Annotated in this window: 15 protein-coding genes; 12 read left to right on the plus strand and 3 right to left on the minus strand. The window is 54.3% G+C overall.

Features of this window, described 5'->3' with window-relative positions:
• Window positions 1-45: 45 nt before the first annotated feature.
• The 3 genes from groL (at window position 46) to P0G09_RS02270 (ending at window position 3,001) form a co-directional block, all read left to right on the plus strand.
• A complete protein-coding gene (gene groL, locus P0G09_RS02260) occupies window positions 46-1,686 on the plus strand; it encodes a chaperonin GroEL (RefSeq protein WP_215665834.1) in 1,641 nt (546 codons plus the stop codon).
• A gap of 168 nt (window positions 1,687-1,854) precedes the next feature.
• The gene (locus tag P0G09_RS02265) at window positions 1,855-2,202 is read left to right on the plus strand and encodes a hypothetical protein (RefSeq protein ID WP_275251806.1); all 348 of its coding nucleotides are present in this window, start codon (window positions 1,855-1,857) and stop codon (window positions 2,200-2,202) included.
• Window positions 2,203-2,233: 31 nt separating this feature from the next.
• Window positions 2,234-3,001, plus strand: coding sequence for a hypothetical protein (locus tag P0G09_RS02270; protein ID WP_120079178.1), 768 nt, complete (start codon window positions 2,234-2,236; stop codon window positions 2,999-3,001).
• 77 nt (window positions 3,002-3,078) lie between these two features.
• On the opposite strand, the gene P0G09_RS02275 is transcribed toward P0G09_RS02270, so the two are convergent.
• The 3 genes from P0G09_RS02275 to P0G09_RS02285 all read right to left on the minus strand — a co-directional run bounded on the left by P0G09_RS02275 (window position 3,079) and on the right by P0G09_RS02285 (window position 4,203).
• Window positions 3,079-3,456, minus strand: coding sequence for a type II toxin-antitoxin system HicB family antitoxin (locus tag P0G09_RS02275; protein WP_112114943.1), 378 nt, complete (start codon window positions 3,454-3,456; stop codon window positions 3,079-3,081).
• A gap of 140 nt (window positions 3,457-3,596) precedes the next feature.
• Complete coding sequence (locus P0G09_RS02280; RefSeq protein WP_112114942.1) at window positions 3,597-3,788, minus strand: type II toxin-antitoxin system HicA family toxin; 192 nt, start codon at window positions 3,786-3,788, stop codon at window positions 3,597-3,599.
• A gap of 112 nt (window positions 3,789-3,900) precedes the next feature.
• On the minus strand, window positions 3,901-4,203 hold the full coding sequence (locus P0G09_RS02285; protein ID WP_005932550.1) for a helix-turn-helix transcriptional regulator: 303 nt from the start codon (window positions 4,201-4,203) through the stop codon (window positions 3,901-3,903).
• 173 nt (window positions 4,204-4,376) lie between these two features.
• On the opposite strand from P0G09_RS02285, the gene P0G09_RS02290 reads away from it, so the two are divergent.
• The 9 genes from P0G09_RS02290 (at window position 4,377) to P0G09_RS02330 (ending at window position 18,608) form a co-directional block, all read left to right on the plus strand.
• The gene (locus P0G09_RS02290; RefSeq protein ID WP_275251807.1) at window positions 4,377-6,392 is read left to right on the plus strand and encodes an Eco57I restriction-modification methylase domain-containing protein; all 2,016 of its coding nucleotides are present in this window, start codon (window positions 4,377-4,379) and stop codon (window positions 6,390-6,392) included.
• Complete coding sequence (locus P0G09_RS02295) at window positions 6,392-9,700, plus strand: DEAD/DEAH box helicase family protein (protein WP_275251808.1); 3,309 nt, start codon at window positions 6,392-6,394, stop codon at window positions 9,698-9,700. Before P0G09_RS02290 ends, P0G09_RS02295 begins: the two co-directional genes overlap by 1 nt.
• Before the next feature lie 1,120 nt (window positions 9,701-10,820).
• Window positions 10,821-11,837, plus strand: coding sequence for a hypothetical protein (locus P0G09_RS02300; protein WP_275251809.1), 1,017 nt, complete (start codon window positions 10,821-10,823; stop codon window positions 11,835-11,837).
• 76 nt (window positions 11,838-11,913) lie between these two features.
• The gene (locus P0G09_RS02305; RefSeq protein ID WP_275251953.1) at window positions 11,914-13,206 is read left to right on the plus strand and encodes a virulence-associated E family protein; all 1,293 of its coding nucleotides are present in this window, start codon (window positions 11,914-11,916) and stop codon (window positions 13,204-13,206) included.
• A 278-nt stretch (window positions 13,207-13,484) separates the two neighbouring features.
• The gene (locus P0G09_RS02310; RefSeq protein WP_227623440.1) at window positions 13,485-13,706 is read left to right on the plus strand and encodes an excisionase; all 222 of its coding nucleotides are present in this window, start codon (window positions 13,485-13,487) and stop codon (window positions 13,704-13,706) included.
• A 106-nt stretch (window positions 13,707-13,812) separates the two neighbouring features.
• Window positions 13,813-14,967: a site-specific integrase gene (locus tag P0G09_RS02315; protein ID WP_275251810.1), complete on the plus strand. Its 1,155-nt coding sequence runs from the start codon at window positions 13,813-13,815 to the stop codon at window positions 14,965-14,967.
• Between the two features lie 376 nt (window positions 14,968-15,343).
• Window positions 15,344-16,291 carry an AAA family ATPase gene (locus P0G09_RS02320; RefSeq protein WP_275251811.1) on the plus strand — a complete coding sequence of 316 codons (948 nt, stop codon included), beginning with the start codon at window positions 15,344-15,346 and terminating at the stop codon, window positions 16,289-16,291.
• A complete protein-coding gene (locus tag P0G09_RS02325; protein ID WP_275251812.1) occupies window positions 16,288-17,403 on the plus strand; it encodes a DUF58 domain-containing protein in 1,116 nt (371 codons plus the stop codon). The genes P0G09_RS02320 and P0G09_RS02325 overlap by 4 nt, the downstream gene beginning before the upstream one ends.
• Window positions 17,400-18,608 carry a hypothetical protein gene (locus P0G09_RS02330; RefSeq protein ID WP_275251813.1) on the plus strand — a complete coding sequence of 403 codons (1,209 nt, stop codon included), beginning with the start codon at window positions 17,400-17,402 and terminating at the stop codon, window positions 18,606-18,608. Before P0G09_RS02325 ends, P0G09_RS02330 begins: the two co-directional genes overlap by 4 nt.
• Window positions 18,609-18,647: the final 39 nt, after the last annotated feature.

The raw sequence follows: 18,647 nt of genomic DNA on the forward strand, positions 1-18,647 counted from the left end.
TCCCCTCTGAAATTGAAATTTGAGCTTTGAAGGAGCGATTTGATTATGGCAAAACAGATCAAGCAGGGCGAGGATGCCCGCAAGGCACTGTGTGCCGGTATTGATACCCTGGCAAATACCGTGAAGATCACCCTGGGCCCCAAGGGCCGCAATGTGGTGCTGGGCAAGAAGTTCGGCGCACCCGTCATCACCAACGACGGCGTGACCATTGCCAAGGAAATCGAGCTGAAGGATGAGTTCGAGAACATGGGCGCACAGCTGGTGCGTGAGGTCGCAACCAAGACCAACGATGCCGCAGGCGACGGCACCACCACCGCAACCGTTCTGGCACAGGCCATGGTCACCGAGGGCATGAAGAACGTTACCGCCGGTGCCAACCCCATGGATATCCGCCGCGGCATGAGCAAGGCTGTTGCCAAGGCCGTTGAGACCATCAAGGCCCACAGCCAGAAGGTCAAGGACAGCAACGATATCGCCCGCGTCGGCACCATTTCTGCCGGTGACCCCGAGATCGGCCGCCTGATCGCCGAGGCTATGGAGAAGGTCACCTCCGACGGTGTCATCACCATCGAGGAGAACAAGACCACCGCCGAGACCTACAACGAGATCGTGGAAGGTATGCAGTTTGACCGCGGCTACCTGACCCCCTATATGGTCACCGATACCGACAAGATGGAGGCTGTTCTGGACAACGCCGCCATCCTGATCACCGATAAGAAGATCAGCGTCATCCAGGATCTGGTTCCCCTGCTGGAGCAGGTCATGCAGAATGGCATGAAGCTGCTGATCGTGGCTGAGGACATCGAGGGCGAGGCTCTGTCCACCCTGATCGTCAACCGCCTGCGCGGCACCCTGAACGTCTGCGCTGTCAAGGCTCCTGGCTTTGGCGACCGCCGCAAGGAGATGCTGCAGGATATCGCTATCCTGACCGGCGGCACCGTTGTGTCCGCTGATCTGGGCTATGAGCTGAAGGACGCTACCGTCCAGATGCTGGGCCATGCCCGTCAGGTCAAGGTGACCAAGGAGAACACCACCATCGTGGGCGGCGCAGGCGATAAGGATGCCATTGCAGCCCGCATTGCACAGATCCGCAACCAGATCGAGGCTTCCACCAGCGATTTCGACCGTGAGAAGCTGCAGGAGCGCCTGGCAAAGCTGGCCGGTGGCGTTGCAGTCATCAAGGTCGGTGCTGCTACTGAGGTCGAGATGAAGGATAAGAAGCTGCGCATCGAGGACGCTCTGAACGCAACCAAGGCTGCTGTTCAGGAAGGCGTTGTCGCTGGCGGCGGCACCGCTCCCATCAACGCCATCCCCGCTGTGCGCGCCCTGTGCGACACGCTGGAAGGCGACGAGCGCACCGGTGCCAAGATCGTCCTGAAGGCTCTGGAGGCACCTCTGCGCCAGATCGCAAAGAACGCCGGTCTGGAAGGCAGCGTCATCATCGACAAGATCGTCTCTGCCAACAAGCCCAACTACGGCTTCGACGCTCAGAACGAGGTCTTTGTTGAGGATATGATCGCCGCCGGCATCGTTGACCCCACCAAGGTCACCCGTTCCGCTCTGGAGAACGCAGCATCCGTCGCTGAGATGGTGCTGACCACCGAGAGCCTGGTCGCTGACCTGCCCGAACCCCCCGCTGCTCCTGCAGCCGGTGGTGACATGGGCGGCATGGGCGGCATGTACTAATAACTGCCTAAAAACCGCATGAATCCTTGATTTTTGGAGTGCGCAAAAGCGGATTTACGCCAAACTTACGCCACTTACGCCAAAAATCAAAGCGCACTATAGGGTAACAAAATCGGCACTCGCTGAAAAGCGGGTGCCGATTTTTTTGTCTAGGGGATTTGAAGACTCATGAACCCACTGATGGATTCTGCGAGCGGCAGACTGTCAGCGGCTTTATTGTTGACGAAAAACAAAGGTAGGGATACAATAAATAAAAAAGAACGTAAAACCGGAAGGGAGTGTGCCGCCATGGAAAATCAGAGGGATTTCTGCACAGAATGCCGCAGAGAAACAAACTACACCTTGAAGAAAATCAAAATCAACCGGACCATCCGGGAAAAGGAGTATACTTTTGAAATCACGGCTGCTTTCTGCAACAAATGCGGCGGCGAAATGGGAATCCCTGGCCTGATGGACTACAACATGAAGGAAATCGACGAGCAGTATCGCAAGGCCAGTGACAACATTGGTGGATAAGAATAGAAATAATCAAAAAGAGGCTGATAATATGTCAGAAGAAATTATTCGGTATGAAGAAGTTTCACCAACGGCCAAACTTTGGCGTTACATGGATTTGGCTAAGTTCATTTCTTTGATTGGAAAGAAAAAGTTGTACTTTGCGTCATTGGAATCGTTTGAGGATATATTTGAAGGTGCAAAGGGAATTATAGAACGTAAGGGAATATGGAACGAATTTTACACGGAGTTTCTTGAGTGGGCTATACGAACGCCACCGGAGGGAAATACGAGAGATTTGACGGATGAATATGTGGAAAAGAACGCGGCGATGATTTTGTCAAACCTTGAAAGAGCGGGCGTAAGCGAAAGAAAAGATATCTTCGTAAGTTGTTGGCATTGTAATCAATATGAATCAGAGGCTATGTGGAAATTATATTCTACAAACGTGGAAAATGCGATTGCAATTCAGACAACTAGCCAACAATTATATGAAGCACTTGGAAAAGACCCATCAGTAGAAATAGGAAAAGTACGCTATATTGATTTTACAAAGCAGTTTGCACCTATAAATGGCTCGTATTGGTGTAAACGAAAATCGTTTGAGTATGAACAAGAAGTAAGGGCAGTTACACATATGAGAAAAGCTGCTTGCTGTGGTGTTGAAAAAGATGTCGATATTGAGAAATTGATTGCAGGAGTCTATATTTCGCCGTATGCACCTAAATGGTTTGAAGATGTAGTGCGTGATATTACAGAAAAGTATGGGTTGAATAAGCCAATCTTTTATTCGGAAATGAAAGCAAAACCATTTTACTGATATGCAATTATAAACAAACAGCCGCCCAGCGACCTCACGGTCTCGCTGGGCGGCTGTTGTTGTACTTATGCCTATACTTACGCCAGATGGAGTTTCTCTTTCAGCGCATCCTGAAGGACGCCGGAAAAGTTGATATGTGCCGATTCGGCGGCATCGTTGAGCCAGCCGGGAATGGAAAGGGTTTTCTTTACGGGTCTGTACCGCTTTTCGTACTCTTCCATATCGAAAGGCACCATCACCACAAAATCTTCCGGGTCAACATGGAGTGCAGAAGGGACAGAAGGCTCCGGGCAGACTTTGCAATCTTCCAGCATAAGGCCGATGGCATCCTGTGCCATGCGGACGGCTTCGTCCATGGTATCGCCTTGGGTGAAGCAGCCCTCAATATCGGGAATCTCAACAGAGTACCCGCTTTCTTCCGGGTGAAAAATTGCGGGATAGAAAATAGCGTTCATAATGTGACCTCACCTTTTATAATTCAACAAACAATCAATGTACCTTCACTTAACAGGCCTACATTATTGGTTGGAAATTGTAGAATAGTCTATGCAGTGCTTTGCAGTTTCAGAATATGAAGTCTACAATCATCATATTCTTACTTTTTGAGTCCGGCTAATTTGAGAATATTTTTCTCGGTACCGGGTTTCAGATCCTTTGCGTGAAATGGAACGACAGTGGTTTTGTTGGTAGTTGGGTTATGATACTTGTAGTGTGACCCATTTGCACTGACTAAAACAAAGCCGTTCTGCTCCAGCAAGCGAATCATTTGCTTGGGAGTCATCGGCATGGCGGGTGCCCCTCCTTTCTTTCAGGATTACAGTTTTATTGTATACGTATTTTACGTATTTGTCAAGAGGGCAAATAAGCCGCCCAGCGACCTTACGGTCTCGCTGGGCGGCTTATTTTTTGCGTTTCCAGAGCAAATATTCTTCGTAGCGGTGCATCTCGTTCTGTTCTTCTTCGGTCAGGCGCTGGCGCTGTTTGCGGGCTTCGTCCGAGGGGTCGATGTCGGTCAGACCCAGCAGGTAGTCGGCGGAGGTACCGTAGAGCTTGCAGATGGCAAGCAGCACATTGCTGAAGGGGTAGCTCTTTCCCTGTTCCCACGCACGGATAGACCAAACGGAGATACCAAGTTTGTCCGCAAGGGTCTGCTGTGTGTCATCATTCAGTTTGCGGAGTTCTGCCAATCGTTCCCCAAGCATAGCTTGACCACCTTTCCTTACCACTAGTATATGAATCATTCCTACTTTTGATGAAAAGTGGCTGTACAATACTAGACAAGGCAAAAAGTAGCTGTATAATACTAGTATAAGGCAGAACTAGTATAAAAATACTACTTCCGCCGCAACGCTAAGGCAAAGCGAGGGAATCCCCGTTGGAACAACTGATCGACTTTCACGCACCGGAAGTGCAGGCGGTGCTGGATACACTTCTAAAAGACCGCTCCACCGGTAAAAATATCATCTGGGCCACCGACCCGCCGGAAGAACTGCAAACGGTGATGTACGAGCCGGTGACGGATAGATCCCAGATCACCACCCAGCAGCTCGGGCTGACCCACTACGAGGTGGTGCTGCCCCGGATGATGAAGCAGACCGACACCCAGCAGCAGCGCACCCGCAAAAAAGGCGAGGTGTTCAGCCCCGCATGGGTCTGCAACAAGATGAACAACGCACTGGATGCTGACTGGTTCCGTGGGCTGGGGGCAGAGGAGAGCGCCGGGCAGTTCACGGTGGAGCTGCCCCAAGGCTGGCAGACGGTGGAAACGCCAGTGCAGTTCCCGGTTTGCAAGGGCAGGACTCCAGCATGGGTGCAGTATGTGCAGAGCCGCCGCTTGGAGGTGACCTGCGGCGAAGCCCCCTTTCTGGCGTCCCGGTACGATGCCGCCACCGGCGAGATGATTCCGGTAGCCCGGCGCATTGGCATTCTGGACCGCAAGCTGCGGGTGGTAAGCGAGAACGCCGCCACAGAGGACGAGTGGCGCAAATATGCCACCCATGCGGTGCAGTCTACCTACGGCTATGAGTATCAGGGAGATAATCTTTTGTTGGCGCGGGTCAACCTTCTGCTGACCTATGCAGAGCATCTGCAAGCCCGCTGGCAGCGCAAACCCACAAAAGAAGAGTTACAGCCTATTGCCAACATCATCAGCTGGAACCTGTGGCAGATGGACGGCTTGCACCTCTCTGTGCCCGGCGGCAAGCCTCAGCCGGAGGCAGAACAGCTTGACCTCTTTTCCATGTTCGGGGCGGCAGAGCTGCAGCCGCCTACGGTATCCTGTAAAGTGAAAAACTGGCGCAAGGGCAGCCATGGAACCGCCCAGAACTTTGAAACCATTCAGGAAGGGAGTACCAGCATGAAGTTTGATTATGTCATCGGAAACCCGCCGTATCAGGATGAAACCCTTGGCGATAACAAAGGGTTTGCACCGCCAGTATATAACAAATTTCTGGATGCGTCTTATGAAATTGCAGATAAGGTGGAAATGATTCATCCTGCACGGTTTTTGTTCAATGCTGGCTCTACACCGAAAGCATGGAATGAGAAGATGCTGAGTGATCCGCACTTGACAGTCTTGCATTATGAATCTGATAGTTCAAAAATCTTTGCAAACACAGATATTAAGGGCGGTGTTGTAATTACATACCGCGACAAAGTGAAGAATTACGGTGCGATTGAGCATTTTATTGTGTTCGATGAACTAAGAAGTATTGCTCGTAAAATTGGAAAAACAGACTATGTACCGTTAAGTAAGGTGATTTATGCAGCAGAATCGTATCGTTTCACAGAAACGATGCACAAAGAGAACTCAAGCGTGGAGTCTCTGCTAAGTAAAGGTCATAAATACGACTTCAAGTCGAATGTTTTAAGTAAACTCGATAATATTGTGTTCTTCTCTGAAATGCCGAAGGACGGAAGTTCTTATATAAAGATTTTGGGTCTGGACGGAAGCAAGCGCACAGAGAAATGGATTAGAAAAGCTTACGTTCGTGTCCCTGAAAATTTTGGGAGTTATAAGGTTTTTATCTCCAAAGCAAACGGTAGTGGTGCTTTTGGCGAAACTCTCTCAGCACCGATAATTGCTGAACCGGGCATAGGACATACGCAGACGTTTATGTCTATTGGAAAATGCGAAAGTGAACAAGAAGCTATCGCAATAACAAAGTATGTAAAAACAAAATTTGCAAGGGCAATGCTTGGGGTACTAAAAATTACGCAGGACTGTCCGGCACCAAAATGGAAATACGTTCCCCTTCAAGACTTTACCGCCCATTCCGACATTGATTGGAGCAAGTCGGTGGCGGAGATCGACCAGCAGCTTTACCGCAAGTATGACCTGACCGCTGACGAGATCGAATTTATCGAGACCCATGTAAAGGAGATGGCATAATGGCTGGCATAACCCTGCGCACTGCCCGGCAGGTGGTGCCCATGATCTACGCCTATACCACCCCGGAAATTGCCCGGCACAACGGCTGGACGAAGATCGGCTACACCGAGCAGTCGGTGGACAAACGCCTGAAACAGCAGACCCACACCGCCGATGTGCTGTACCATGAGGAGTGGCGGGGCAATGCCGTCTACGATGACGGCAGCGGTGAGGTGTTCACCGACCACGATTTCCACGCCTACCTCCGCAAACTGAACGTGGAGAACGACCGCAAAAACGAGTGGTTCCATCTGGATGGGCAGCAGTCCCGGCGGTATTTTCAGGATTTCCGCATGAACCGGGGCCGGGTGCAGCTGGATGCCGCCATCGCCTACACCCTGCGGGAAGAACAGGCAAGGGCTGTCCGCGACACTAAAATCTATTACCAGAGCCACCCCGGCGGGGAATACCTCTGGAACGCCAAGCCCCGCTTTGGCAAGACTCTTTCCGTCTACGATTTCTGCAAGCAGGTCGATGCACAGACGGTGCTCATCGTCACCAACCGCCCGGCCATCGCCAATAGCTGGTACAGCGACTATGTGCGCTTTCTGGGCAGGGAGTCCGGCTATCTGTTCGTCAGCCATGTGGATGCCCTTGCCGGGCAGCCCCATGTGCTGGACGAGCAGGGCTATCTGGATGCCGCCGCACAGGGCGAGGAACTGTATAAGCGCATTGAGTTCGTCAGCTTGCAGGACATGAAAGGCTCGAAATATTTCGGCGGCGAGTACGACAAACTGCGCCACCTGACCGAGCTGAACTGGGATGTGCTGGTCATCGACGAAGCCCACGAGGGCGTGGACACCTACAAGACCGACCTTGCCTTTGACCGCATCCGCCGCAAGTTCACGCTGCACCTGTCCGGCACGCCCTTCAAGGCACTGGCAAACGACAAGTTTGCCGGGGATGCCATCTTCAACTGGACCTACGCCGACGAGCAGGCCGCCAAGCGGAACTGGCAGGGCGCACCGGGGCAGCAGAACCCCTACGCAAACCTCCCCATGCTCAACCTCTACACCTACCAGATGTCCGAGATCATCCGGGACGAAATTCAGCAGGGCGTGGAGATCGACGGCGAAACGCAGGAATTTGCCTTTGACCTGAACGAGTTCTTTAAGGTGAAGCCCAGCGGCAGCTTTGAGCATGAGGCCGATGTGGACCGCTTTCTGGATGCCATGACCACCCAGAACAAATTTCCGTTTTCCACCCCGGAGCTGCGTGCCGAGCTGAAGCACACCTTCTGGCTGCTGAACCGGGTGGATAGTGCCAGAGCGCTGGCAAAAAAGTTGCAGGCGCACCCGGTATTCCGGGACTATGAGGTGATTCTAGCCGCCGGTGACGGCAAGCTGGACGACACGGACGAGAACCAGAAGAGCTTTGACCGGGTAAAAGCCGCCATCGCCCACCACGAAAAGACCATTACCCTGTCGGTGGGGCAGCTGACTACCGGTGTCACCATCCCGGAGTGGTCGGCGGTGCTGATGCTCTCCAACCTGAAAAGCCCGGCGCTGTATATGCAGGCAGCGTTCCGTGCCCAGAACCCCTGCCTTTTCCACGAAAACGGCACCTTCCGCCGCAAAGAGAACGCCTATGTGTTCGATTTTGACCCTGCCCGCACCCTGCTGATCTATGAGCAGTTCGCCAACGACCTTTCACAGGACACCGTCAGCGGCAAGGGCGACACCGAGGAACGCAAGGCGCACATTCAGAATCTGCTCAACTTCTTCCCGGTCATCGGCGAGGACGAGGAAGGGGAGATGATTCCGCTGGATGCAGAAAAAGTCCTCAGCATCCCCCGGAAGATCAAGTCCAAAGAAGTAGTGCGGATGGGTTTCCAGAGCAACTTCCTGTTCCAGAACATTTCCAACGTATTCAGTGCCCCGCAGGAGGTGCTGGACATTCTGCAAAACTTCCAGCCCATCAGCGAGGCAAAGGCAAAGCCCATCCAGATCACCCCGGACACCGGCGCAGACCTCTCCCTGAACGACAAGGGCGAGGTGGACTTGGATGAGGGCTACGTCATCGGCAAGGCAGCGGATGTGTTCGGGTCAAAGATCTACGAAAGCACCCCGGCGCTGGACACCGCCTTGCAAGACCTGACAGATGCTCCGGCTCCTGCCAAAGAAGAGCATCTGGAACCCCTGAAAAAGAGCATCACCAAGGAGATCATCACCCCTATGGTGGAGCAGGCAAAGCAGGAGTATGGCCGCGACCTGAAGCTGTCCGATCAGAAGCGCTTTGAGAGCACCGCCAAGGCAAAAATGGACGTGGCGGTGAACAAGGTGGTGGACAACTACCGCATCGACCAGAGCCAGCTGGAGACTCAGCGCACCCAGCAGCTGCAAAGCTGCACCACCGCCCAGCAGCGCCAGCAGGTGAACCGGGAGTTTAACGCAAAGCAGCAGCGGAGCACCGCCGCCCTGATGGAAAAACTGCAATCCACCATCCAGCAGACGGCGCAGGAGATGCAGCAGACCATCGTGCGCACTGTGGAGACCAATCAGAAGGAGCAGGAGAAAAAGGGCTACGAGGACACCGTCCGTGACCACCTCCGGGGCTTCTCCCGCACCATCCCGTCCTTCCTCATGGCCTACGGCGACGAGACCGTGACGCTGGCGAATTTTGACCGGATCATCCCGGACAAGGTCTTTCAGGAGGTCACCAGCATTACGCTGGAACAGTTCCGATTTTTGCGGGACGGCGGGCCGTACATCAACCAGACTACCGGACAGAAGGAGCACTTTGCAGGCCACCTGTTCGACCCGGTGGTGTTTGACGATTCGGTGAAGGAGTTCCTGAGCCTGAAGGTCAAACTGGCGGATTACTTTGACGAGAGCCGCACCGAGGATATCTTCGATTACATCCCACCCCAGAAAACCAACCAGATCTTCACCCCCAAGTGGGTGGTGAAAAAGATGGTGGACTTGCTGGAGCAGGAAAACCCCGGCTGCTTCGATGACCCCGGCAAGACCTTTCTGGACCCCTACATGAAGTCCGGCCTGTACATAACGGAAATTGTCAAGCGCCTTTACCGCAGCGAGAAGATGCGGCAAGCCTTCCCGGACGATAATGCCCGGCTGGAACATATCTTTGCCAAGCAGGTCTATGGGCTTGCCCCTACCGAGATCATCTACCGCATTGCCATCAGCTACATTCTGGGCTTTGCAAAGGATCACGGCATCACCGCTCACCATATCCGTCAGGCAGATACGCTGGAATTTGCCAAGGCGGGCACCATGGAAAGGGAACTGGATAAGATCTTCAGAGATTGACCAATAGAATACGGCATAAAACCAAAGACGGCTGTCTGCATGGGTGCAGATGGCCGCCTTTTTGTGCTATACGATTACGAAAACGGACGAATTTGTCAGTTCTCGTTACATCGGAGCCGGACGAGCTGTCCGTTCAGGACAGTTTGCCCGGAGCAAGAGTGCAGAGGTGCGGGTCGCCAGTGGCGACCTCAAAAGGCCGCAGGTATTTTGAAGCACCGACCGAGCCGACAGGCGAGACCGCAGCCCTTTGAAGGGAGTCAAGGGGGAACGCCTTGCCCAGTGATATGATGCTGTGCGTCATATCCTACTGGGTATTATCTGGCGCAAAATGGCGGCAGATCCAGCAGCTCCGCTGCTGCGCACTCTCCCGGCAAGCTGTTGAAATGAAAGAAGCCTCTGTTAAACTTTATACCAAAATCGGGGAAAAGTAATCAAAACAGGTTCACTTAGGGGGCCAATAATAGGCCTACGAAGCCCACGACTTTTGCAATTTCAGGTGCTATGATAATTACAGAGATGCAGCATCTTAATGATTCCCCGCAAAGAAAGAATAGCGATGCAACAAGAAATGGGAACGATGCTTCCTACTTTCACCGAAAATTAGGAACTCTCAGTTCCTGTTCGATTCCAAGTTTCTCTGTTATACTTTTCTTGCAGAGCGAAAGCAAACTCTTCTAAGCGGAAAGCGACAAACGCCATGATCTCCCACTGAGGGAAGGAGCGATAGGTCACTTTCTTTGCAGTATAACAAACACATAAATCCTTTTCCGAAAGGATTACCTCTCGATTCCGAGAGAAGATTTCAAGACACGGTCTTGAAATGCGAGACCCGTTGCTTAGAAGAATTGCATCACTCCTGTGATTTGATCGCACGAGTGGCCGTACACAAAAAATACAGGAAAAGAGGGATGTCTATCTGAAATTAACACGACACAATGGACGAGCCGGAACCCACGGCACCTATAACCCCAAGCACAATGACCGCAGTTTCAACCTTGCCAACAGTGAGCACATTGACCAAGAGCGCGCCAAGAGCAATATCTACTGGGACTGCTATCATGGCATCCGTTCTGCATCCGACAAGGATAGACAGACTGCTGCGTTCAGCGATGTGGAGAAGATGTTCTATGAAATTCACTACTCTCACTTTGTGGAAAACCAGAATGCTCGCAATGCAAAGATTCGTCATACCGAGCGCAACCGAACCATAGAGGACTTGCTTGCCGGAAAGAAAACCTGCCCGGAAGAAACCATCTACCAGTTCGGAACGTTGGACGAACACGCATCGGTGGAAGGTCTGGTTCTGGTGGTAACGGAGTTCATTGCTGAATTTCATGAACGGTTTGGCGCTCATGTGCACCTGCTGGACTGGGCACTGCATCTGGATGAAAGCACTCCCCACATCCATGAGCGTCATGTGTTCGACTGCGAAAACAAGTACGGCGAGATCGCTCCTCAGCAGGAAAAGGCACTGGAAGCGTTGGGCTTCAACTTGCCCGACCCGGACAAACCTCTCAGCCGCCGCAACAACCGCAAAATCACCTTTGATGCCGCCTGTCGGAAGATGCTGTTCGAGATTGCCAAGCGGCATGGACTGGAATTGGAGGAGGAAGCGGAGTACGGCAACCGCAAATATCTGGAAAAGCAGGACTTCATCCTTGCAAAGCAGAAGGAGCAGCTTGCCGCCCAGCAGAACAAGCTGGACAAGCTGACCCTGAAAGTTTCGGACATGGAGACTCTGCTGGAAGATGTTTCGGCTGCGGCCTATGACAAGGCGGTGGAGGTCGTGACTGACGTGGTGCGCACCGAGACCCGCAAGGAAGATATGCGGATGATCGAGGACACGAAGAAGTGGGTGCTGTCCCCTGAACGCAAGGCTCCGCAACCCACGAGAGAATATGCAGCCCATCGGTTGGATACCGTGTTGGACAAGTTTCTCAAGACCATGCAGACCACCGCTGCCCGCCTGCAGGAGAAGCTCCTGAAGCCGGAGGTCCGGCAGAAAGGCAAGGAACAGGTCAAGGAGAAAGCACGGGATTCCGTTCTGCAACTGCTAAGCCGATTGCAGGCAGAGCAGATGCAACGGAAACCCGGAGATATACCCGCTGCGGAAAAATCAGAAAATCGTTTTCAATAATAGTACGAGGTGATGTTTATTGAGCAAAGAAGTCAACGAAGAACGTACTCCCAGAACCGTTGCGGACGTAAAAGAAATGCTGACCAAGCACTCCAACGGCGAGATCCAGCGGACGATCCAAAACTGCATCACGATTTTGCAGAACGACCATGTGCTGGCCGATGCCATCCGGCTGAACCTGTTGAGTGAGCGCATCGACATCGTAAAGCCTGTGGGCTGGCCCCGCTCCGGCAAGACACTGAACGACACCGATATGAAGTATATCCTGCGGCGAATGGAGAAGTACGGCATTTTCAGCGAAAAGAAGATTGAATCCGCCATCCGCATCATTGCCAACGAGAACCGCTACCACCCCATCCGGGATTACCTGAATGGCCTAAAGTGGGACGGTACGGAACGGATAGCCCACGTCCTGCACCATTTCCTCGGTGCTGCGGAGGACGAGTACACTTGCGAAGCTATGAAAATTTTCCTGCTGGGAGCCATCAAACGGGTGTTCCAGCCGGGATGTAAATTTGAAACCATGCTCTGTCTGGTGGGCGGGCAAGGTGCAGGAAAGTCCACCTTCTTCCGGCTGCTGGCAGTCAAGGACGAGTGGTTCTCGGATGACCTGCGGCGGCTGGACGATGACAATGTGTACCGCAAGCTGCAAGGTCACTGGATCATCGAAATGTCGGAGATGATTGCCACCGCCAACGCCAAGAGCATCGAGGAGATCAAGAGTTTTCTCAGCAAGCAGAAGGAAACCTATAAAGTCCCCTACGAGACCCATCCTGCCGACCGTCTGCGCCAGTGCGTCTTTGCTGGCACGACCAACCGGCAGGATTTTTTGCCCCGTGACCGCACGGGTAATCGCCGCTTCATCCCCATCCCGGTGGATGCGGAACTGGCCGAAGTCCACATTCTGGACAACGAGGAGGAATCCCGCGCTTATATCGACCAGCTTTGGGCAGAAGCCATGACCATCTACAACAGCGGTAATTACAAGCTGGCGTTCAACCCTGCTATGCAGGAAAACCTGCAAGCCCATCAGCAGGACTTCATGCAGGAGGATGCACAGGCAGGCATGATCTACGCCTTTCTGGAGGACTACACGGGTGACCGGGTGTGTTCCAAGCAGCTTTATGCGGAAGCGCTGGGCAGCACGAACATCCCGGCTGAGTGGGAGACCCGTGCTATCTGTGAGATCATGAACACGGGAATTTCGCGCGGCGATATTCAAGGCTGGCAGGCGCACAAGACCGCCAAGCGTTACCCGAAGTACGGCGTTCAGAAAGGCTGGGAGCGCGTAACCAGCCCCGAAACCGGGGCTGAAGATTTCTCCGAAATAACGGATGCGGAAGCCCAGCAACTGGGATTTCCCTTCTGATGGACAGCGGTTACACGGTCAGTTACAGGTTTGGTTACGCTGCAGTTACAGCGCAAAAACCGCATGATTGCTGCGTTTTCCGCTTTCTGTAACCATGTAACCTTAAAAGAATAAGAAAAAGTATAAAGCCCACCGAATGCCCTGCGTACAGAAAAAGAGAGTTTTCCTGCCCGGTTACAGGCGTTCGGTTACAAGGAAGTGGAGGTCTGCCTATGAAGGAAGTTCGCGTTTGCGAAGCAATGAAGTCCCCGGTGGAGACTTCAAGCGACGGAACGGTCTTGCATCAGCAAGATGGAGGGACCAAGTCCCGACAAGTTCCGATCTGGGAAAAGAGCAATTTAACGCTGGAGGAAGCTGCGGCTTATTCCGGCATTGGCATCAATAAACTGCGCGAGATTACCAACGAGGATAAGTGCAAATTTGTCCTTTGGGTGGGCAACAAGCGTTTGATCAAGCGCCGTCTGTTTGATTGCTTTATCGAGCAGGCGTATTCTATTTGAGAATGATGCAACGTCTTTTCTATTCGATATCGGTGGAAATCGCATGGTCGGTATGGTATACTAAAATTAACCCCTATATGCGCTTTTCACAGAAAGGAGTTTCTAAATGTCTGAAAAGCGCAAAGATAGCAAGGGCCGTGTTTTGAAGGATGGCGAAAGCCAAAGAGCAAACGGCACCTACGACTATCGTTATACCGATATCCACAAGAAACGGCGTTGTATTTACGCTAAATCCCTGACAGAGCTGCGGAAAAAAGAGGAAGAACTGTGGCGCGATCTGGCAGACGGCATCGACTACGCCGCCGGAGAGATGACGGTGGCTGATCTGGTTGACCGCTATATGAACCTGAAACGTGGGTTGAAACCCAATTCACTTCGGTCGTACAACACAGCGGTCAAGCGGATTCATGCTGACCCTTTCGGGCAAAAAGCCATCAAAACGGTAAAATTGTCCGATGCGAAAGGCTGGTTCGTGTTTCTGCATGACAGCGGTTTCAAGCAAAACACCATAGGAATCCTGCAAAGCGTTGTCAGACCGGCGTTTGAGATGGCGGTAGAGGATGACATCATCCGCAAGAATCCATTTAAGTTCAAGCTGTCGGACGTTGTGCCGAAGGACGCTTATGTGCGCAATGCCCTGACCAGAGAACAGCAGGAGAAATATCTGCAATTCGTTCAAGGCTATGGCGGCAACTATTATGATGATATCGTCATTCTTATGGGAACCGGCTTGCGTGTGAGTGAGTTGTATGGCCTGACACGAGCAGATATCGACTTTGAACGGCACTGTATCCATGTCCGGCGGCAGCTTTGCCGGACGGCTGAAAAGCCCTACTTTGTCACACCGCCGAAAACAAAAAGCGGTATCCGCAATGTCCCCATGACAGATACAGTTTGTGCAGCGTTGCGGCGTGTAGTAAAAGCCAGAGCGTCCACGAAAGTGGAAGCGCTGGTGGATGGTTGCAGCGGATTTCTCTTTCTGGACAAGTCCGGAATGCCGAAGGTGGCAATGCACTTGGAAAACTATATGCGTGGCGTGCAGGGAAAGTTTGAGAAGGCGTACGGCAAACCTGTTCCGCGCATTACACCTCATGTGCTGCGACACACCTTCTGCACCAATGTTCAGCAGGCCGGGCTGGATGTAAAAAGCCTGCAATACCTGATGGGACACTCCAATGCCAGTGTGACGTTGGATGTCTACACGCACAGCAGCTTTGAATCGGTTGAAAGAGCCTTTGAACAGATTGCCGGCAACCTGTGATTTTCGACGCATGAAGCGGAATTGCTTACGCCGAAACTTACGCCGAAACTTACGCCAAAACTTACGCCAATCACCCGGTAAGTGGCGTAGATTTGCGTAGAAAAGCGTGGATCGTGCAAAAACGGAGAATCTGGAAAAATCGGCTTGTGGCCTTGATAATTCTACAAAAGTCTACGTTTCCCGATATTCGTGATTCGGCTCCAAAAGTGTGGTTTGGAAGGGCGGCATGTACTAAGCCGCACCGGCTCCCCGTACCAATTCAATACGCCGCAGAAGGCAGAACTTCCCACCCGGGAGGCTCTGCCTTCTTTTTTGTTGACACCCTTTCCAAACAAGAGTACACTTAGAAAAATTGTTTTTGGGAAAGGAAACACCAATGAACACTGCCGCTTTTACCGCCTACCGCGAAAAAGTTGTGTCCAACTGTGCCCGTGTCATTGTGGGCAAGGAGGATGCTACCGAGAAAATTCTGGTCAGCTTCCTCTGCGGAGGCCATGTATTGCTGGAAGATAAGCCCGGCACCGGCAAAACCATGCTCCTGCGTGCATTTGCGCGCACGGTGGGCGGGGACTTCAAACGGGTGCAGTTCACGCCCGACCTGCTGCCCTCCGATCTGACCGGCATCAATTTCTACAACCAGAAGTCTGGTGAGTTCGAGTTCCGGCCCGGCCCGCTCTTCACCAACTTTGTGCTGGCGGACGAGATCAACCGCGCCACGCCCCGTACCCAGTCGGCCCTGCTGGAAGCCATGGAGGAAAGGCAGATTACCGTGGACGGCGTGACCAGCCGCCTGGCTGAGCCCTTTATGGTGCTGGCCACCCAGAATCCGCTGGAATCCTTTGGCACCTTCCCGTTGCCAGATGCCCAAATGGACCGTTTTTTCATGCGGCTGTCGCTGGGCTATATGACCCGGGAGCAGGAGCTGGAGGTGCTCTCCCGCCCCTCGGCCCAGACCGTGCTGAACGAGCTGCAGGCCGTCGTTACTCCCGAGGAGACCGCATACGTCCGCACGGCTTACCGGGAGGTCAAGGTCTCCGAGGAAGTCAAGCACTACCTTATGGACATCGTGGAAGCCACCCGTACACAGAGCGGCTTTGTCAGCGGCGTATCCACCCGCGGTGCGCTGGCGCTCTATCAGGCTGCGCAGGCGTATGCCTCCTTGCAGGGCAGGGAATACGTCATCCCCGAGGACATCAAAGGGCTGGCCCCGGCGGTGCTTTCTCACCGCATTTCTCTGGGCAGCAGCATGAACGCCGAAGCCGCCGCTCTGCGGATGCGCAAGCTGTTGGCCGAGATCACTGTGCCGTTGGAGAGTGCGGAATGAGCGCCGTCATCTTCGCGCTGCTATTGGTGGCCACAGCCCTTGGGCTGGAGCGTTACAGCACAGTCCACAGCCTGGACGATGTGCAGGGGCGGCTGGAAGTGGAGGATCACCTTGTGGAAGCCGGGGAGCCCGCCGTGATCCACCTTGTTGTACGGAACAGCGGCCCCCGTTGGAAGATGTTCCTGGCGGCAAAGCTCCACCTGAACAAGGAGTTTCTTCCCTGCGCGGAGCACCACATTACGCAGGATCAGGCAGGTTTGGGCCACACGGTGCGGTTCACCACCTGGCTGCGCCCGGGGCAGGAGGCGGATTTCTCCACCGCCCTCAGGCTGGAACGCCGGGGCCGCTATGTGCTGGAACCGATGCAGGTCATCGGCGGCGATTTTCTGGGTCTTGTGGAACAGTCCCGCACCGAGCGGGGCTTCCACGAGCTCATTGTTCCACCCAGGGAGTGCGCTCTGCCGGAACTGGAAGAGATGCTGGGCGGTTTTCTGGGCGAGCTTTCGGTGAACCGCTATCTCTACGAGGATCCTATTCTCACGGCGGGTTACCGCCCCTACACCAGTGGTGACCCCATGCGCTCCATCGCCTGGAAGCAGAGCGTCCGGGGGCAGGGGCTTATGGTCAAAAAGTGGGATTACACCACTGAGCCCCGGGCAGTGGTGCTAGTCCATGCGGATACCAAGGATTACGACCACCCGGAACCGGCGGAGCTCTGCTACTCCATGGCCCGCACAATCTGCCGGAGGCTGGAAGAAAAGGCGGTGTCCTACCGCTTTGCGGCAAACGCTGCCTTTGACCTGCTGCTCAATGCGGCTCTCTCCGGTGAGGAGTGGAGAAAGCCGCTGGAAACCCCGCAGGGCTACGGCCCCGAACACTACCGCAAGGTGTTGGAAATTTTGGGCCGCGCCACCGGGCAGACCGTCCTTTCCTGCGCGCGGTTCTGCGCCGAATACTACCACCCGCAGGAGCAGGTCAGCTGCATCGTGGTGACAACGGAGCCGGAAGAAGCTGTGCGTGCTGCCGTGCGGCCCCTGCCTGGCATTCCGCTGCTGGTGCTCACTCCGGAAATGGCCGTAGAGACGGTCCAGACAGGGGAGGCGGGCGCATGATGTTCTTACATACCCTGCGCCTGGCAGGTGATCTGAGCTTTTACTATGCCTTTGCGGGCTTTTTTGCTGCCAGCTTCGGCGGGACACCCATGCCGCTGGTGCTGGTCTGGCCTGCCCTCTGCTTTGGTCTGGCCTCCTGCTTTGAGGGCAGCCGTCCCCTCCGCACCACTCTTGCGGCCCTGAGCGCGGCGGCGCTGCTCTTCCTGCCTACAGGGGCGGACAAGCTCTGCTACTTCCCGGCGGCAGTCTACCCGGTGCTGCTGGCCTACACCGGCGATTTTGCCCTTTCGCCGATGCGGCAGGCCGAGCGCCTGCGCTGGCTCTGCCGGGTATGGCCCTTCTTTGCAGTGGCAATGCTGCTGTGGAACGCCAACGCGGTGCTTTCGGCGGCCCTGCCCTTTGCGACGGCGGCAGCAGTGCTTCTGGTGGGGTTCAACCGCACCACTCGGCAGGACCCGGAGATCTCCACCCGGCCGGGCTATCTGCTGCTTTCCGGCGGTGTGCTGGCGGCGGTGTGCGCAGGGCCGTTCCTGCTCAGCCGCAGTGTTGTGGTTGCCGGTGCAAAGGCGGCTGCGTCTGCCGTTTACTTTGGCGGGATCGTGCCGGTGCTGCAGCTGTTTTTGAACAACATTGTGGTGCAGGGTGTGACTTGGCTGTTCCACGGCATCCTGCAGTTCATCCACTGGCTCTTCACCCTCTTTCCGCCCAAACCGTTGGAGCGCACCGAGATCGTTTCTACCGATGAGGTCATCGCCAACGCCCAAAAGGCCGCCGAGGACGCAGAACCGCTCATCAACGGGATGTCGATACTGACCGTGCTCGGTATCCTGCTGGCGGTTCTCTGTGCGGTGCTGGTGGTGCGGCATTTCCTGCGCCAGAAGTTCCGGCACACGGACACTGCCTGCACGGACACCACTGTCCGGCATAGCACCCACAAGCGTGCCCGCCGCTGGCCCGGGCTCTTCCTCAGCCCGGTGGACAAGGTGCGGCGGGAGTATGCCATCTATCTGGACCACTGCCAGCGCCACGGCGTGACCATCCTGCGGGGCGATACCAGCCTTGACCTGACCGGCCGCGCTTTCGGTATGGACTTTGCCGCCGAGGCCGAGCTGCGCCAGATCTACCTCAAAGCCCGCTACAACGGCACCGCCACGGCCGAGGATGCCGCCCGCGCCGCTGAGCTCGTCCGAAAAATCTGCTCCTGAACGCATCAATGCCCCCTTTCCTGCCCATCCTAAGCGGGA

The organism is Faecalibacterium sp. DFI.5.82 (assembly GCF_029076575.1).
GTDB lineage: Bacteria > Bacillota > Clostridia > Oscillospirales > Ruminococcaceae > Faecalibacterium > Faecalibacterium duncaniae.

Coding starts and splice junctions, on each gene's coding strand:
- groL (WP_215665834.1), top strand. CDS start 46: ATGGCAAAACAGATCAAGCAGGGCGAGGATGCCCGCAAGGCACTGTGT.
- P0G09_RS02265 (WP_275251806.1), top strand. CDS start 1,855: ATGAACCCACTGATGGATTCTGCGAGCGGCAGACTGTCAGCGGCTTTA.
- P0G09_RS02270 (WP_120079178.1), top strand. CDS start 2,234: ATGTCAGAAGAAATTATTCGGTATGAAGAAGTTTCACCAACGGCCAAA.
- P0G09_RS02275 (WP_112114943.1), bottom strand. CDS start 3,456: ATGAACGCTATTTTCTATCCCGCAATTTTTCACCCGGAAGAAAGCGGG.
- P0G09_RS02280 (WP_112114942.1), bottom strand. CDS start 3,788: ATGCCGATGACTCCCAAGCAAATGATTCGCTTGCTGGAGCAGAACGGC.
- P0G09_RS02285 (WP_005932550.1), bottom strand. CDS start 4,203: ATGCTTGGGGAACGATTGGCAGAACTCCGCAAACTGAATGATGACACA.
- P0G09_RS02295 (WP_275251808.1), top strand. CDS start 6,392: ATGGCTGGCATAACCCTGCGCACTGCCCGGCAGGTGGTGCCCATGATC.
- P0G09_RS02300 (WP_275251809.1), top strand. CDS start 10,821: ATGTTCTATGAAATTCACTACTCTCACTTTGTGGAAAACCAGAATGCT.
- P0G09_RS02305 (WP_275251953.1), top strand. CDS start 11,914: ATGCTGACCAAGCACTCCAACGGCGAGATCCAGCGGACGATCCAAAAC.
- P0G09_RS02315 (WP_275251810.1), top strand. CDS start 13,813: ATGTCTGAAAAGCGCAAAGATAGCAAGGGCCGTGTTTTGAAGGATGGC.
- P0G09_RS02320 (WP_275251811.1), top strand. CDS start 15,344: ATGAACACTGCCGCTTTTACCGCCTACCGCGAAAAAGTTGTGTCCAAC.
- P0G09_RS02325 (WP_275251812.1), top strand. CDS start 16,288: ATGAGCGCCGTCATCTTCGCGCTGCTATTGGTGGCCACAGCCCTTGGG.
- P0G09_RS02330 (WP_275251813.1), top strand. CDS start 17,400: ATGATGTTCTTACATACCCTGCGCCTGGCAGGTGATCTGAGCTTTTAC.